The sequence below is a fragment of the Leptodesmis sp. genome (assembly GCF_052746595.1).
Genome location: NZ_JBRAGO010000109.1, coordinates 1 through 13,991, shown reverse-complemented (window position 1 = coordinate 13,991; position 13,991 = coordinate 1). Strand labels below are relative to the sequence as shown.

16 protein-coding genes are annotated in these 13,991 nt (G+C 50.0%); 8 read left to right on the top strand and 8 right to left on the bottom strand.

What is annotated here, in order from left to right:
- The first annotated feature begins 104 nt into the window (after window positions 1–104).
- Window positions 105–407 (top strand): hypothetical protein, encoded by a 303-nt coding sequence (locus tag ACUVQO_RS19225; protein WP_445927445.1) that lies wholly within the window; start codon window positions 105–107, stop codon window positions 405–407.
- 202 nt (window positions 408–609) lie between these two features.
- Here the strand turns inward: ACUVQO_RS19225 and hisIE are convergent, their stop codons facing one another.
- From hisIE to ACUVQO_RS19205, 4 genes are all read right to left on the bottom strand, one after another.
- The gene (hisIE, locus tag ACUVQO_RS19220; protein ID WP_445927444.1) at window positions 610–1,239 is read right to left on the bottom strand and encodes a bifunctional phosphoribosyl-AMP cyclohydrolase/phosphoribosyl-ATP diphosphatase HisIE; all 630 of its coding nucleotides are present in this window, start codon (window positions 1,237–1,239) and stop codon (window positions 610–612) included.
- A 64-nt stretch (window positions 1,240–1,303) separates the two neighbouring features.
- Window positions 1,304–2,152 carry a Dam family site-specific DNA-(adenine-N6)-methyltransferase gene (locus ACUVQO_RS19215; RefSeq protein WP_445927443.1) on the bottom strand — a complete coding sequence of 283 codons (849 nt, stop codon included), beginning with the start codon at window positions 2,150–2,152 and terminating at the stop codon, window positions 1,304–1,306.
- Between the two features lie 50 nt (window positions 2,153–2,202).
- Window positions 2,203–2,745: a Uma2 family endonuclease gene (locus ACUVQO_RS19210; protein WP_445927442.1), complete on the bottom strand. Its 543-nt coding sequence runs from the start codon at window positions 2,743–2,745 to the stop codon at window positions 2,203–2,205.
- 187 nt (window positions 2,746–2,932) lie between these two features.
- Window positions 2,933–5,467 (bottom strand): sigma 54-interacting transcriptional regulator, encoded by a 2,535-nt coding sequence (locus tag ACUVQO_RS19205; RefSeq protein WP_445927441.1) that lies wholly within the window; start codon window positions 5,465–5,467, stop codon window positions 2,933–2,935.
- 378 nt (window positions 5,468–5,845) lie between these two features.
- Between ACUVQO_RS19205 and ACUVQO_RS19200 the strand changes: the two genes are divergently transcribed.
- From ACUVQO_RS19200 to ACUVQO_RS19180, 5 genes are all read left to right on the top strand, one after another.
- Window positions 5,846–6,337: an ATP-binding cassette domain-containing protein gene (locus ACUVQO_RS19200; protein ID WP_445927440.1), complete on the top strand. Its 492-nt coding sequence runs from the start codon at window positions 5,846–5,848 to the stop codon at window positions 6,335–6,337.
- The gene (locus tag ACUVQO_RS19195; RefSeq protein ID WP_445927439.1) at window positions 6,313–7,035 is read left to right on the top strand and encodes an ABC transporter ATP-binding protein; all 723 of its coding nucleotides are present in this window, start codon (window positions 6,313–6,315) and stop codon (window positions 7,033–7,035) included. Before ACUVQO_RS19200 ends, ACUVQO_RS19195 begins: the two co-directional genes overlap by 25 nt.
- Window positions 7,013–7,363, top strand: coding sequence for a hypothetical protein (locus tag ACUVQO_RS19190; RefSeq protein ID WP_445927438.1), 351 nt, complete (start codon window positions 7,013–7,015; stop codon window positions 7,361–7,363). Before ACUVQO_RS19195 ends, ACUVQO_RS19190 begins: the two co-directional genes overlap by 23 nt.
- Window positions 7,321–8,118 (top strand): ABC transporter permease, encoded by a 798-nt coding sequence (locus tag ACUVQO_RS19185; RefSeq protein ID WP_445927437.1) that lies wholly within the window; start codon window positions 7,321–7,323, stop codon window positions 8,116–8,118. The genes ACUVQO_RS19190 and ACUVQO_RS19185 overlap by 43 nt, the downstream gene beginning before the upstream one ends.
- 303 nt (window positions 8,119–8,421) lie before the next feature.
- On the top strand, window positions 8,422–9,174 hold the full coding sequence (locus ACUVQO_RS19180; protein ID WP_445927446.1) for an ABC transporter permease: 753 nt from the start codon (window positions 8,422–8,424) through the stop codon (window positions 9,172–9,174).
- 243 nt (window positions 9,175–9,417) lie between these two features.
- Here ACUVQO_RS19180 and ACUVQO_RS19175 read toward each other — a convergent pair whose 3' ends face one another.
- Together ACUVQO_RS19175 and ACUVQO_RS19170 are read right to left on the bottom strand one after the other, a co-directional pair.
- Window positions 9,418–10,161 (bottom strand): cyanophycinase, encoded by a 744-nt coding sequence (locus ACUVQO_RS19175; RefSeq protein WP_445927436.1) that lies wholly within the window; start codon window positions 10,159–10,161, stop codon window positions 9,418–9,420.
- On the bottom strand, window positions 10,119–10,319 hold the full coding sequence (locus ACUVQO_RS19170; RefSeq protein ID WP_445927435.1) for a hypothetical protein: 201 nt from the start codon (window positions 10,317–10,319) through the stop codon (window positions 10,119–10,121). The genes ACUVQO_RS19175 and ACUVQO_RS19170 overlap by 43 nt, the downstream gene beginning before the upstream one ends.
- A gap of 264 nt (window positions 10,320–10,583) precedes the next feature.
- Between ACUVQO_RS19170 and ACUVQO_RS19165 the strand changes: the two genes are divergently transcribed.
- Window positions 10,584–11,606, top strand: coding sequence for a ParM/StbA family protein (locus tag ACUVQO_RS19165; protein WP_445927434.1), 1,023 nt, complete (start codon window positions 10,584–10,586; stop codon window positions 11,604–11,606).
- A complete protein-coding gene (locus ACUVQO_RS19160) occupies window positions 11,588–11,851 on the top strand; it encodes a hypothetical protein (RefSeq protein WP_445927433.1) in 264 nt (87 codons plus the stop codon). Before ACUVQO_RS19165 ends, ACUVQO_RS19160 begins: the two co-directional genes overlap by 19 nt.
- Before the next feature lie 35 nt (window positions 11,852–11,886).
- Here the strand turns inward: ACUVQO_RS19160 and crtC are convergent, their stop codons facing one another.
- Together crtC and hpsJ-C are read right to left on the bottom strand one after the other, a co-directional pair.
- Window positions 11,887–12,831, bottom strand: a complete 945-nt coding sequence (crtC, locus tag ACUVQO_RS19155; RefSeq protein ID WP_445927432.1) for a cyanoexosortase C — start codon at window positions 12,829–12,831, stop codon at window positions 11,887–11,889.
- Between the two features lie 94 nt (window positions 12,832–12,925).
- The gene (hpsJ-C, locus tag ACUVQO_RS19150) at window positions 12,926–13,525 is read right to left on the bottom strand and encodes an HpsJ-like protein, cyanoexosortase C-associated (protein ID WP_445927431.1); all 600 of its coding nucleotides are present in this window, start codon (window positions 13,523–13,525) and stop codon (window positions 12,926–12,928) included.
- Window positions 13,526–13,991: the final 466 nt, after the last annotated feature.

The window sequence follows — 13,991 nt, the reverse complement described above, 5'->3', positions numbered from 1 at the left end:
TGCTTATCTCAATAATCAGTTATGAATCTTCTCTCTAGAAGGTGACACGCACCCCAAAAACTATTCCCAACCAGGGGGTTAGGAGATCGGCCCTTAATGCGAGGATGATCACAGTTCTGTGCTGGCTGATTCTTGGCCTGATTATTCTGAATTTATTTCCTGTAGGCATACAGTCAAAAACTTCCATTATCACCTGGGGTATGATTTTAGGGCTGCTCTTTGGGGGTGGAATTACTGTCATCCAGCACTTCATCCTGCGATTTATTCTGTGGCTGAAGGGCTATATTCCCATCAATTTAATTCGTCTACTGAACTACGCCAGCGATCGCATTTTTCTACAAAGGGTTGGAGGCGGTTACATCTTCATTCACCGAATGTTACTGGAACACTTTGCCTGGATGAAATGAGGGCAGTTAGCATCAGTAACACCAATCGTCTCACCCGATCGGATGACACTATTTACCATCTGGGTGATCCAAAAGCGATCCAGTTGGCGCATCCAGCGTGAGGAAGGTGATTGGGGTTAGCAACTCGTATCTTAGAAGCATAGACAGTTGCTTAAGTGCAACCTTGAATACCTGCGGGGGGCTGCCAGGTATTTTTTTATGCTTACCGTCGGCGCTCCTGTAACTTGCGGTAAACGGCTTTCAGATCGACCTTGTGATGAGCCAGAGCTACCAGGGTGTGATAGAACAGGTCGGCCACTTCCCCCGCGATCGCGTCTGGGTCATCATCCTTGCAGGCCATCACTACTTCCGCTACTTCTTCGCCAATTTTTTTAAGGATTTTGTTATCCCCTCCGGCCAGCAGTTTGCAGGTATAGGAGGTGTCGTTAGGATGATCGCGACGATCGCACACTACCTGATATACCTGGGACAAGGTATCAGCCAGGGGTGGTTCAATGTGGCTGTTCACCTGATGAAAACAACTGCGCTCTCCTGTGTGGCAGGCAACATCTCCCAACTGCTCCACGTTGACCAGCAGGCAGTCACTATCGCAGTCGTACCGCAGAGCTTTCACTCGTTGCACATGACCGGAAGTCGCCCCCTTATGCCAGAGTTCCTGCCGCGATCGACTCCAGAACCAGGTTTCTCCCGTTTCCAGGGTCTTCTGTAACGACTCCCGATTCATCCATGCCATCATCAGCACGGTTCCATCCAGATAATCCTGAACGATCGCAGGAACTAATCCGCGATCGTCGTACCGAATTGACTCGACTGGAATTGCCTGTCCATTCATTGCGACTCTCCCAAAGTTACTTCCCAAAGTGCAATCTCATCATGCCACCCTCTCGCCATCCTGATCACGCCACAGGGGCTTTATTCGTCACCAGAGCTTCAGTCATCGAATGCCGCAATCGCTCAGAAGCGCCAATATGGTAAAAGTGCTGCACTGGAATGATCTGCAGTCCTGGTTGCTGCCAGTGTTCTTGCAGAGCGCCATTAGTGCGAAACTGGTTTTCCTTCCAGGTAGAGAGAATAAATGGGCAAGGCAATTGTTTCAGCAACCGAATCAGGGTTTGCTCATTCTCAGTCGTCCAGGTGTTGTAGTAATCCACATGGCGACCCAGGTAAGGCGGGTCTACATACACCAGATCGGCTTGCTCTGAAACGGCCAGGGTAGCGGTGAAGTCGGCCACCTGAAATGTCCAGGTATGGGTATCCAGAATTTCCTGTACCCGTCGTACTTGATTCACAATTTTGGTGATGTAGGGTTTTGCGAACCGTTGCGGCTTGCGGCAGAATGGTACGTTGAACTGGCCTTTGCGATTAAACCGAATGATGCCGTTAAAACAGGAGCGGTTCAGGAACAAAAAATCCAGCGGTTGCTGAGTTTGATTGAAGCGATCGCGCACTTCGTAATAATAGCGATCGCCCCCAGCCGCTAACTTCTCACTTGCCGTTTCCAGGTAAGCCGCCGCGATCGCAGGGGTAATGGACCCCGTTTGAATTGCCCGATAAAAGCGAATGATGTGCTGATTCGTATCGGCCAGGATGGCTCTCTCTGGCAGAACGTTAAATGCCACCACCCCGGAACCACAAAATGGCTCAATCCAGGTTCCAGTTAAGTCAGTCCCGACCAGAGCTTGAATTGCTGGAATTAGCTTAGTCTTTATCCCCTGACACTTGATGGGAGGAACCACAATCGCCATTTAACTTCAGCCTGGAGATGAACGAGCTGCAGCAAAGACTTAGGCAGATGTCAGGGAGAGCATGCCCAATAAAGGAGAGTAAATTGTCGCGCTGTCTCGAAAAGTCCAGCTTTTATGTATTCCGTTGCGCCAAGTTCCAGAATCAAAATGGTTTCAAGTTGGGGATCAATAATCCAGTACTCTGGAATGCCCCTATCCTGATATTGTATCCGTTTGGCGATGTAATCATGATCGCGTTGAATTTCTCCCAGACTGACAACCTCAATCACCAACAGCGGGGGAGCCATCGTCAGGCGGATTGTATTGCGCCTTGCCAGTTGCTGAATGTGTTCTTCCCGAATAATGGTCAGGTCAGGATAGCGATTTTTGGGCTCTCCTCGGACTTCGATTTCTAACCCATGCCCCCGGACTCTCAAATGTCCCAATAGTGAAGCAAAATGAACCAGCAAAAATGTGGCAATACTAACGTTTTCTCCCGACTCTGGCGGCACCTCAACTAACTCCCCATTAAACAGCTCATACAGATTCTCCGTGCCGTCATCGTAGGCCAGATACTCCTCAAAGCTGAGAAATCTAGGTTTCGCCTGCACCATACGCCTAAATCCTTACCCCCCAACTCCATGCCCCTATTGTACGCTCGCTCTCCCATCTCCCTATCTCTCTCCTCATCTTCCCACCCTTCCCCATCTCTTATACTCTCCCAGCATACTCTCCCAGCCGCCCGCTGCCGAAAGCAGTTTAGAGAATTGCCAGAAGCAGATGGAGGTGCGATCGCTGCCCCTACCAGCCCACCACTACCTTCCACAAACAGGCTCCCATCCCCGCCATTGCTAAATATTGGGGCAGCAAATTCCATAGCGGCTGACGGGCAATCTTTTGAGTCAAGATGACACTCAGCCAAAATCCGCCAATCAGAGTAACAGCTTGCAGGAAGGCCAGGACAGCAGGATGGGCAACAGCAACGGGTAGATTGGCAGTCCCCAAACCAAAGGTAGCAAAGGTTACGGGAATAATCCGTCCGGCTTCCGTTAATCCCAATCTCAGGTAATGCGCCAGGTTTGCTGCCAGCACCAGAGGCAGATAACCATAGGCCAGTTCCACAAAAGGACGGGGTTTCAAGGTGCGATTCAGCAAACGAATCAGCTGGTGCGCCAGCAGGGCGATCGCTCCTGGCACCAGCAAGGCCAGCACAGATACGCCCGCATGGATTCCGAAATGTTCTAGATATAACGTCCAGCCCCATTGCCCCTCCATTTCAGGCAAACGATGCAGGAACACCGCTCCGAATAGGAGAAACAGTAGACAGACCTCGTAAGCCGTTGCTGTATGGGTAGTCCACAGTTCAATGCCCGGTGGCCGCAGATTCAGTTCCACCGATCGGTGGGGACAGGCTTTCAGACAGGTCATGCACAGCACACAATCCCGATTGTCTTCCAGTTGGGCCGGATGGGAATACAGCGGACAACCGCCTGTCTCCTGACCTTCTCCCTTCGCTGGCCCGCCTTTATAGCACTGGTAGGTGGTACAGGTAGCGGAACAAATTCCCTGTTGTGCCCGCAATTCCGTCATGGATAATTTGGCAAACAGGCCGTTCATGCCGCCGATCGGACAGAGATAGCGACACCAGAAACGGCGCTCAAACAGAGCAGAGAAAATCATGGCTCCAGCCGTAATCAACAACAGCAGGCACCCTGATAGATAGGCTGTATTTTCCAAATCCCATAATTCTTCCCAGAGCAGAATCAGCGTGAACAGACCAAACAAGAACCAGCCGCCCCAGCGTTCTGCTTCTTGTCGCGGCCAGGGTAGCAGTTTGCGGGGATACAGCCAGAGGGACAGCTTCTGGGTCAGTTCTCCATAAATCATGAAGGGACAGACCGAACACCAGAGTCGTCCCACGAAAGGAAACCCCAGGAGAATCAATGGCCACCACCAGGCCCAGAACATATTTAAAGCGAAATTACGATCGCGGCTCTGTGGCCCGACCATGAGAATTCCGACTACCAGGGCGAAGAAACCGAGGGTAAAGCCATAGTTGATGCGATCGGGCCACCAGGGACTGCGCAGAAATTGCCGCAACTGGGGATAAGCATTCAACAGATTGACCCGAAATCGCCTACCTTTGGGACTGGCGGCCCAAAAGACTTCTTCCGTCAGTTCCGGTGCCCCGTTGAGTTGAATCACCGCCCGTTCCACCAGGCTTTCCAGTTCCGTCAGGTTGCCCGGAAAGTCGTAGCTCTGCAGTCGGCGAATCGCTTCTGGGGTAATTCGCGGTTTAGGGATGCCACGCGATCGACAGAACAGGCTCAGGTAATACTCGACTTGCGCCTCAATATCTGCCTTACGAACCCGGAGTGGCGTGACTTTGATCAGATGACCGATTAACCCTTTTTGCTCCAGTGGTGGCAATATGCGCTCTGTGTTCATCAAAATGCGGGCTTCTGACTGGCGCGGCGCGGGTGGCTCCTCTCCATTACGGGCAATGGGGGTATAAGTACCTGTTTTCAGCAGTGTCACCAGTTTGTCGTACAGTTCCGGGGGTAAGTCTTGCAAATTGTTCAGTAACAGCGTGCCTTTGCCCAACCAATCCAGCAGTCCCGGTTTGCCCCCTGCTCGTCCAAACAGTTCGGCTCCACTCGCCTGTAAAATGTTGCAATTCACCTTAATCATTGGCTCATGGCGGTTCGGGGAACTGAAGTGGATCAGGGCGGCTGTATTGTCTTTCTCCAATCCCGGTTCGCCGAAGATCATCACCGGTGCACGATCGCTGGCGGCCTGCTTAATCTCCTGCCGTTGCCGCACCGCATAGCGACTGGTACCGACAATGCCTCGCTTCACCTTGGGCACCAGATAGGGACGTAGCGCGGCCTGTCGTTCCCGCTCATACTCCAGTTCAGCCGACACCTGATCCAGGCGACTGGCCAGATACCGGGAAAACTGTTGAGAAATCTCCGGATACTGCTGCACCAGTGCCAGGAAGTCTGCCCTGGAAATTACCCACAGCACCACATCTGACAGGGTAATCACCGTTTGTTGGATCGGTTGATCCAAAAGCAGTTCTCTCACATGAAACACAGCTCCTGGCAATAGTCCCACTGCATCCGCCAGGGAGGTTTTGCGGGTGCGGTAACTTTCCAAACGGCCTGATCGCAAGATATACAGCGCTTCTGCCGGAGTGTCTTCCAGCACTACCCGACGGTTTTCCTGGATGGATTGTTCTTGAATCACTGCCGCGATCGCCTCCAGTACCTCTTCGGATAGCACATGCAGCAGGGTATTTTGCCGTAGCCAGTTGACCCGTTCCTCTTGCTCCATGCTGTACCTCCTTAGAGCGGGCGATCTACCCCTACCTATGACAGTCATACCATTTTGGGTTAGGGATTGGGGATTGGTTACAGGTATTAACGGTTAAACCAAGTGCAGCTAGAGAACGGTCGTTTTCTTAATAAGACCAACTACGGTTCTGGACTTGGACAAGGTTTAATTAACGAAAGCTCATAAAAATCGACTTCTGCGCTAGCCTGTTCACAAGCCAATGACCGCCTGATGCCAGGAAGGGGATCAGGGATTGGCAGGTGGGGATTAGCTCCGTGATTTTCAGAGTGAATTCAATGGCAGATTAATCCTGTTGGCTACCCAAATCTCGGTTCGGAAAATATCCTTAAAATTCAAAATCTAAAATCCAAAATCCCTATGGCTCAAAACGTATCCCTTGCACACCAACCGTCCGTCTCGTCGGTCAATTATTTGATCGAGGTGGATGGACTGCGCAAGCGATATGGAACATTGGAAGCGTTACGAGGCATTAGTTTTGCCGTTCGACCCGGAGAAATTTTTGGCTTGATCGGGCCAGATGGAGCAGGAAAAACCACCACGTTTCATATTTTGGGTGGGGTCATGGAGGCGACGGCGGGAACGGTGCAAGTGCTGGGAAAACAGCCCCGCGATGCCCGATTGGGAATTGGTTACTTAACTCAGCAATTTTCTCTGTACCTGGATCTGAGTGTAAATGAGAACTTGAGTTACAGCGCCGGGTTGCGAGAAGTTCCGGAGGCCCTATTTCAGCAACGCCGACTCAAGTATCTCAAATTAATGTCCCTGGAAGACGTGGGCGATCGTTGCTGCTGGCAGGACAAACCAACAATTTGCGGAGTAATGAGTTGTGGCAGCGGATTGGCTATATGAGCCAAAAAATTACTTTGTATGACGATTTGAGCGTGGTAGAAAACCTGGAGTTTTACTGTGGGGTATATGGGGTTCCCCACCGATCGCGTCGCACCAAAATCGACTGGGTACTGGAAACCTGCGGTCTGGTGGGACGAGAAACTATGCTCACAGGCAAGTTGCCGGGAGGCTGGAAACAGCGGGTTGCCTTTGGAGCCTCCGTGATGCACGAACCGGAAATCCTGTTTCTAGATGAACCCACCTCTGGGGTGGATCCCCTGGCCCGTCGCCAGTTCTGGCGCTTAATTGAAGACTTTGCCCGCCAGGGAGCCGCCATTTTGGTCACGACTCACTATCTGGAAGAAGCAGAACACTGCAATCGGATGGGCTTCATGGTGGTAGGTGAAGTGGTTGCCCAGGGATCTCCCAGTCAAATTAAAGCCGAACAACCAGGGCAATTGATCGAAGTGATTTGCGATCGCACCCAGGCGGCCTCCAATTTACTCAAAACGCAACTGGATCCCTGGCGCGTTTCGATTTTCGGCGATCGGCTGCACCTCGTCCTCGAACGTCCTGATAGTGAAATTTCCGCCCTGCGTGAAACCTTACAAAATCACCAAATCATGGTTCATTCCCTGCGCCCCATTCCCTTCTCTCTAGAAGATGCATTCATTGGCACTGTACAAAGAAACTCTTATGCGAGTTTTTGCTCAGTGTAAGAAGGAATTAGCTCAGTTTAGCCGCGATCACTTGACGGTGGCATTGGCGATTGTGTTGCCATTAGCGACATTGTTGATTTTCGGATTTGCGATTCGATTGCAGACGAAAGATATTCTGATTGTGGTACAGGATTTTAGTATGACTCCTACCAGTCGTAGTTATGTGGCTCAGTTGTTTACCACCAATCAATTTCAACCGACGAGATGGTCGGGACAGGATCCGATTAATGATGCGATCGAGAAAGGAATTGCCAAAGCTGCAGTGATCATCCCACCAGAATTTGAATGGCAAGTGAAAGCAGAAAAAACACCACCATACAAGTGCTAATTGATGGCACGGATGCCAACAATGCTCGGCTAATCCAGAACAGTATTAAAGCAACCACGAGTAACTTTTTAACTCGCTCAGGATTAGCGCCTCCGAATGTGAACCGAATTAACACCAACACTCGTCTTTGGTTTAATCCCGGTCGTAAAGAGTCCCTCTACATTGTACCGGGGGTGTTCGGCGTGATTTTGTGGATTTTTCCATCGCTGTTAGCGGCGATCGCAATGGTACGTGAAAAAGAAGCCGGAACCATTCTTCAGGTGTATACGTCCAGTCTTACGGCAACTGAACTCATTTTGGGAAAACTCCTGGCCTATTTTATTGTCGCCTTGGCAGAAGCCATTTTTGTGATCAGCCTGGGAGCTATTCTATTTCATCTCTGGTTTGCCGGCGATCCCACTCCCTTTCTATCAGGCACCCTACTCTACCTGGGCACCAGCGTCATGTTTGGTTTACTGATTGGAGTCCGCACCTCTACCCAAAATGCCGCTGTTCAGGGAGTCGCCACGATCGGCTTCCTGACTGCCCTCCTTCTCTCCGGATTCATCTATCCCCTTAGCAATATCCCCTTTCCCCTCTCCCTGATTTCCGCCGTTCTCCCCGCCCGCTATTACATCGAACTCAGCCGGGATGCCTTTGTGCGCGGTACAGGTTGGCTAGGAATCTGGTATGCTCCCCTGGCGATCGCCGCCGTCGGCCTGTTCTTCTTCAACGCCTCCCGCAGAGTACTTAGCCAAATGCAGTTGCCGGAGTAAAGTTGGCATCACTCCGACTTCACTCTGGAGCCATCAGTTTTGAGTTTTAAGTTCTCAATGAGCCACCTGAGCTTAAAACTCAAAACTCAAAACCTAAAACTTAAAACTCAAAGATGAAAAAGCTTCTCCACCGTCTCCTCGAAAGCCGCTTTTGGGCTTCAATGGTCAAAGAGATACGTCAGATTACACGCAATAAGCAATTACTGTTTTTACTACTATTTCCGCCCACGGTTCAGCTACTGATTTTTGGATTTGCTCTCAGTCCCAATGTGGAGCATTTGAAATTCAAATTTCAATCGCAATCTGAAACAAGATAAATCAGCAGATATTCAAATCCTGATTGACGGCGTGGATGCGAATACGGCTAGAATTGCCAGCGGCTATATTAATCAAATTGTGAGTCAATATAGCCGCCGCATGGGTGCCCAGATTGTTGCGCCACTGGTGCAATCTCAGAGTGTCTTTCTGTACAACCCAGGGCTGATTAGTAGCTGGTTCCTGGTGCCGGGAGTGATGGGTCTGGTATTGACGCTTACCAGTTCCCTGGTGTCTTCCAATACGATGGTGCGGGAAAAGGATTCTGGTACTCTGGAACAACTCTTGATGACTCCCGCTGATGCCTGGGAAATTCTGATGGCCAAGATTTCGCCGCTGTTTGTGTTGTTGACGGGAGACGTATTTCTTGCTTTAGGACTGACTCGCTTAGTTTTTGGTGTACCGTTTCGAGGCTTCTTTCCCCTATTTATGGCCCTCACCAGTCTCTATTTGATTGTTGGCATCAGTATAGGAATCATGCTGGCAACGGTAGCCAGGAACCAGCAGCAAGTCGTGTTGATTTCTTTCTTTATTAATCTACCGATGGTGCAAACATCCGGCGCGATCGCCCCGATCGAAAGTATGCCACCCCTGTTCCGTTACCTATCTCTGCTGAATCCGTTGCGCCACTTTATCACGATTATTCGGGGGGTTACTCAAAGGGGTAGGCTTGGGAGCCTTGTGGCCGAATGTTTTAGCGCTGACCCTGTTTGCGATCGTCCTGCTCGCCATCAGTATTAACCGCTTCCGCAAACAATTAAGTTAAAAAATCCCAACCATTTCTGGCTGGGATCACAAATTAGCGTAATCCCTTTAACCCATAAATTGCTTATCACAGATATAAGTAAACCTGAATAAACCTTGTCCAAGTCCAGCACCGGAGTTTCTCTGATCGGAAAACGACCGTTCTCTAGCTGGCCTTGGTTTAAATCCCGAATACAGGCTTTACTCAGGCTTTGGAGGCTTCAGGTGAATGAATAGGGCTTATTTACAAATGGCCGATCGCGTCTTCAGGTTGTAACGATAGCCGTGGGGCAGAATATGCAGCTTCGCGTCACATAGGGCTAACGGCTCATCCTTCAGCACGCCATGAATGTTGCTATGGGTCATATCTTCTACATCAAGTACTGTGACAGCACTTTCACCCACTACTTCGATCTCATCCCCATTCACGATGATGGCCGTGTTTTCGTCAATGCCAAAACCCAACACAACGGGTTGTAAAGAAATCGCTGTTACCAGTCGTCCTAATCGTCCCCGTTGAGCAAAGTGCTGGTCGATCGCAACATTGGGAAAGAAGCCCATGCCTTCTTCAATTTCCACTACATCCATGCGAGCATTCGTTTCCGAATCACCTTCCGCAATTATGTTCTCAGGCATCATCGCTGCTCCAGCACTCGTTTCGCTAATTACTAAGCCTTCATTTTGTAAATGATTTAGCAGCAATTTATAAATTTCTGTATCCTTGAGGCACTCCGTAATTTGTCTTTGATCACCACCCGTGAAGAAAACTCCGGTTGCTTCTTTGAGTTTAGCTAGAGCATTTGAGTTCTCACCGTCCTGCCGGTCTTTCGTGTCAACCACTGTAACAGACTCAACGCCCAGTCGCTCAAAAACATCCGTATAGGTTCTGCCAACTTCGTCGGGCAAGCTGGTTGCCACCGTCATGATAACGATCCGGGCATTCAGGCTGCCTGCACGGCGAACAAATTCCCGTAGAATGTGCAATCTCCCTCCCGATCCTCTGCCCTTCCAATGATCACCAGTTGCCCGTGGGTTTGTTCAGTGGCGGCGGAGCTTTGAGCTTCTACCCTGGCCTGACTCTTGGCTTCATGATCGCCTGCTTCGCTCGGTTGTGCTGTGGGTTGAGTTGTAGTATCTGTCATATATTTCCTGCCTGTTCATACTCATCCCCCTACTGAACCGCAGCAATTCAGGCACCTGTATCGCTCATTTGGTAGATTCTGATACAGACAAAATTAAATTCTTTCTATGGGTTGACAGGAAGCGCCAGGTTTAATATAGTTCACTTGTACTAATTGGGCAAATTCAGAGGCGCTTGGGAACAATGGCCGGCTGAGCCATTCCTGCGCAAGGACGATCGGCAAACTGCCCCCAGTCATCCTGCAACCATATCGGGAGAATCAGTCATGACAGCTACAGACGTGAGACGATCGAAGGCGCAAGAGCCTGCGACATCTACCCCTTCAACCCGCACCCTGGCCTTAGATGCGGGCAATTATGACCTCAAGTTTTGGGATGGCACCAACCAGCCTAAAGCGATTCGATCGGTGCGCTACCAACTTCCCCAGGGACGGGATGCTGTGCGTACTCAGAACTCCTCCCCCCTGATTGAACTGGCGGATGGGACACGCTACCACTTTGGCGTACAGGCGTACAAGTACCGGCGACAGCAGCAAACCGTGGTTGAAAACAAGGTAGATCTGGCTCGCCTGCACCTCTACGCCTGTTTAGAACCATTGGACGGGCAAACTGAATTCTCGCTCAACCTGCACGTTTCTAAACCAGAACCAGGTAAAACTAGCAACGCGCTGCAATCGCAACTCATGGGAGTGCATGAGTTTAATCGCAATGATATTCCCTTCCGAGTCACTGTAGAGTCGGTGGAGGTAGAACGGGAAGGTATGGGAGCTTACCGCTATGCTCAACGGTTAGGACTGATTCCCGACAGTGGCTATACGATCGTGATTGATATTAGCGGTGGCACCTGGCTAACTCGCTTAGTCGATGCCGATGGTGAAGTGATTGATGAAAATGTCATGGATCGGGGCGGTACCTATGAACTGGCCACCTCCATCAGTTTCGATCGCTGCTTAACGGATAGCCTGGGGACCACAGCCGATCCCGGCATTGTCATGGATGGGTTCAAAACAGGGCATACCTATGCCGATACAGGTTTATCCTGGGCTTCCTGGCTGGATGAATACCTGAATCCCTGGTTCCTAGGCATTTTTCAAACCGTGAAAGCGCAGTACACGCCTTATATGATTCGGGTAACGCGGTTTCTGGTCACTGGCGGAGGCTCTTATTTGATCACAGAACGGTTGGCTGGCGGCAAACTCACAGCCGTAATTCCCGATCCTCAATTTGCCAATGTTCGAGGTTTATATTCGATCGCGGAGGGATTGCAACTATGTATGACAACAATATAAGACTCAGTCAGGATGTGCTGGATAAAGCAGAAATCATCGCTCAAGCATGGGGATTGAAAAATGCCAGAGCAGCCGTTGAGGCGGTATTTCGCAAATACGCTGACGAATATCTCCAGCGCTCATCTAATTCCTTTTCTGCCTCTCAACATCCTCTCCGAAGCACTCCTACCCCATCCCCCCAACTAACTTTTCAACCTCCCTGTTGCGAGGCGCTCAACGAGTTAGACGAGTTGCTGGGACTGTAGGCTGTACTCGTACCTAATCTCCGTCATAGACACCCCTAACGATTGTTTTCCAGCTTTTGAGTAAAAAGTCCCATGGCTACATAGTAATAAATCGTGAGGAGAATTCCAGAAAAAATCTGTCCACCAATTGGCCCATGCCAGAACTCGAAAGATTGCTTCCCCCAGTAAACCGAAGCAAATGTGAGTAATACGATGCGGGGAATATTCAAAATGAGAGCCAGAATTGCCCCCAAAAAAGCGACTAGTACTATTTTGCCCCACTTCTGACGCAAAAATAAGCCCAAGGCAATGCTGGCTCCCACAATAAGAAAAGCCATATCAAACCCACTGCATCCAGATGCCACTTCTACCGAACCCTGAGGTAAAGAAAGATAGGTGCCTCGTCGGGTAGCAGGATAGCCCATCGCCTGTAACACCAGACTGCCGCTCCAGGCCATCAATTCTTCAAACATTTGAGGTGGGGTGATCACTTCGCGAATAGCGTTGGATAGGAAGACCCAATCTGGATACAGGCTGAGCAAGACGAGGCTGAGCCATGGCCAATACTGCTTGAAGAAAGGCATTCCCCAAGTGCTGTAGGCCATACCTACAGCAATCACAACCACTAAGAGTGCCTGCATCGAAATTGACGCATAACAGAAGAAGAACGCGATCGCGCCCCCCAAGATGAAAGCATAGCCAACCAATTGTTCTTCTTCCGTAGCCGTCAGCCGGACAATTTCTCGTCGTTTCTGCCACAGTCTCTCTAACCCTAAATAGCCAAATGCGATATTCAGGATAGAAGTTGAGGCCCCTAATATCGTAGATCTAATCAAAATGCCGATCCACAGGGGGAGGTAAACAAGCCCGACCAGAAATCCACAGGTCAAAATTCGCGAATGAGTAGTCTGAATACTCTGTTTGAGCAACCATCGCAGATGTTTTTGAACTCGCTGCCAGTTCAACAGCGATCGCACCTTGTTTTTGCTGCCGTCGGCCACCTATTCGCCTCCAAAATTGAACCAGCTCAAGCACACCTGCTGCCCTCTGCCTTGACGCTAGACAGAATTGCCGCTTTGAATTTCCTCTTGCCGCTTAATTCTTTGGCGGTCGTGCCCCATACTGCCCCAAGCCAATTAAAGCCAAACCAATTACTGTCAAATTACCGACACTCGATATTCCAGTTCTCAAAACACTGGTCTTAGTCGTTTCCTTAGCCGATGCCAATTGATTGCTTAATAGTTGAGAGGCTTGCTCTAGCTGCTCTGGCTTAACCCTGGGAGTCAGTTTGGGATCCGACTGAGCCTGTTGCAATTGGGATTGAACCTGAGATGCCCAATTGCTGATATTCGCCATCGCCTGCTGCTGAAATTCGAGACTATCCCGGATCATCAGAATGCAAGACAGGATAAAGACGATCCCCAAAATTAGAGAGGCCATCGCCAACCGTCTGCGCCAACGCCGAAAATCCAGAATGCCGTACATAATCAGCGCCATGCCAAACAGCAGAATTACACTTCGATCTGCCAGTTGCTGTAAGAACGTGATGCGCCATTGAATTGTACCGAAGGCAGGGGGCAAGGTCAGGACAAACAGATCGACTAAAAAACCACCCAAACAGGCAAAACCAACAATTCGGCATAGCCCCTTGGGACTGTAAGAGGGAGAGAAATTTTGAGCAGGAACTGTAGTCATGGCACCTTAAATCACATGGGTTAGAACGGCTGACTTTCCGGCAACAGTTGCCGCCAGATCCTCACACGTTCTTCTTTCCATCATTTCCCCACTCATCGGGAGGCTTTCCGTGAACTTCTAATGAAGAAGCCCGTATTTATCAGCAGAAGAATGAATAGACTTCTTGCAAATTCCAATACTTTGGGCAGTTTTTATGAAAATGCTGAAAACTCTTGCCACCCCAGCAGCTTTAGCCCTTACCCTAATATCCCTCTCCCTTTTGGGAGAGGGATATTAATCCGGCTCCCTCTCTCCCTTTTTGGGAGAAGGAGTTGGGGGATGAGGGCGGTTCGGTGCAAAAGTGTCCGGCTGATGATGATTGAGTCTAAGGTAATCAGTTAGAACGTGAAGGTTGTCCGGATGGCACCAATTACAACATCTGAGTTGCTTGAGTTAAAGTCGGGATTGGTCAGCCAGACAATACCGG

What these genes read in the sequence shown, in the direction of transcription:
- ACUVQO_RS19225 (WP_445927445.1), top strand. Translation starts at nt 105, where the DNA reads ATGATCACAGTTCTGTGCTGGCTGATTCTTGGCCTGATTATTCTGAAT.
- hisIE (WP_445927444.1), bottom strand. Translation starts at nt 1,239, where the DNA reads ATGAATGGACAGGCAATTCCAGTCGAGTCAATTCGGTACGACGATCGC.
- ACUVQO_RS19215 (WP_445927443.1), bottom strand. Translation starts at nt 2,152, where the DNA reads ATGGCGATTGTGGTTCCTCCCATCAAGTGTCAGGGGATAAAGACTAAG.
- ACUVQO_RS19210 (WP_445927442.1), bottom strand. Translation starts at nt 2,745, where the DNA reads ATGGTGCAGGCGAAACCTAGATTTCTCAGCTTTGAGGAGTATCTGGCC.
- ACUVQO_RS19205 (WP_445927441.1), bottom strand. Translation starts at nt 5,467, where the DNA reads ATGGAGCAAGAGGAACGGGTCAACTGGCTACGGCAAAATACCCTGCTG.
- ACUVQO_RS19200 (WP_445927440.1), top strand. Translation starts at nt 5,846, where the DNA reads ATGGCTCAAAACGTATCCCTTGCACACCAACCGTCCGTCTCGTCGGTC.
- ACUVQO_RS19190 (WP_445927438.1), top strand. Translation starts at nt 7,013, where the DNA reads ATGCGAGTTTTTGCTCAGTGTAAGAAGGAATTAGCTCAGTTTAGCCGC.
- ACUVQO_RS19185 (WP_445927437.1), top strand. Translation starts at nt 7,321, where the DNA reads ATGGCAAGTGAAAGCAGAAAAAACACCACCATACAAGTGCTAATTGAT.
- ACUVQO_RS19170 (WP_445927435.1), bottom strand. Translation starts at nt 10,319, where the DNA reads ATGACAGATACTACAACTCAACCCACAGCACAACCGAGCGAAGCAGGC.
- ACUVQO_RS19165 (WP_445927434.1), top strand. Translation starts at nt 10,584, where the DNA reads ATGACAGCTACAGACGTGAGACGATCGAAGGCGCAAGAGCCTGCGACA.
- ACUVQO_RS19160 (WP_445927433.1), top strand. Translation starts at nt 11,588, where the DNA reads ATGTATGACAACAATATAAGACTCAGTCAGGATGTGCTGGATAAAGCA.
- hpsJ-C (WP_445927431.1), bottom strand. Translation starts at nt 13,525, where the DNA reads ATGACTACAGTTCCTGCTCAAAATTTCTCTCCCTCTTACAGTCCCAAG.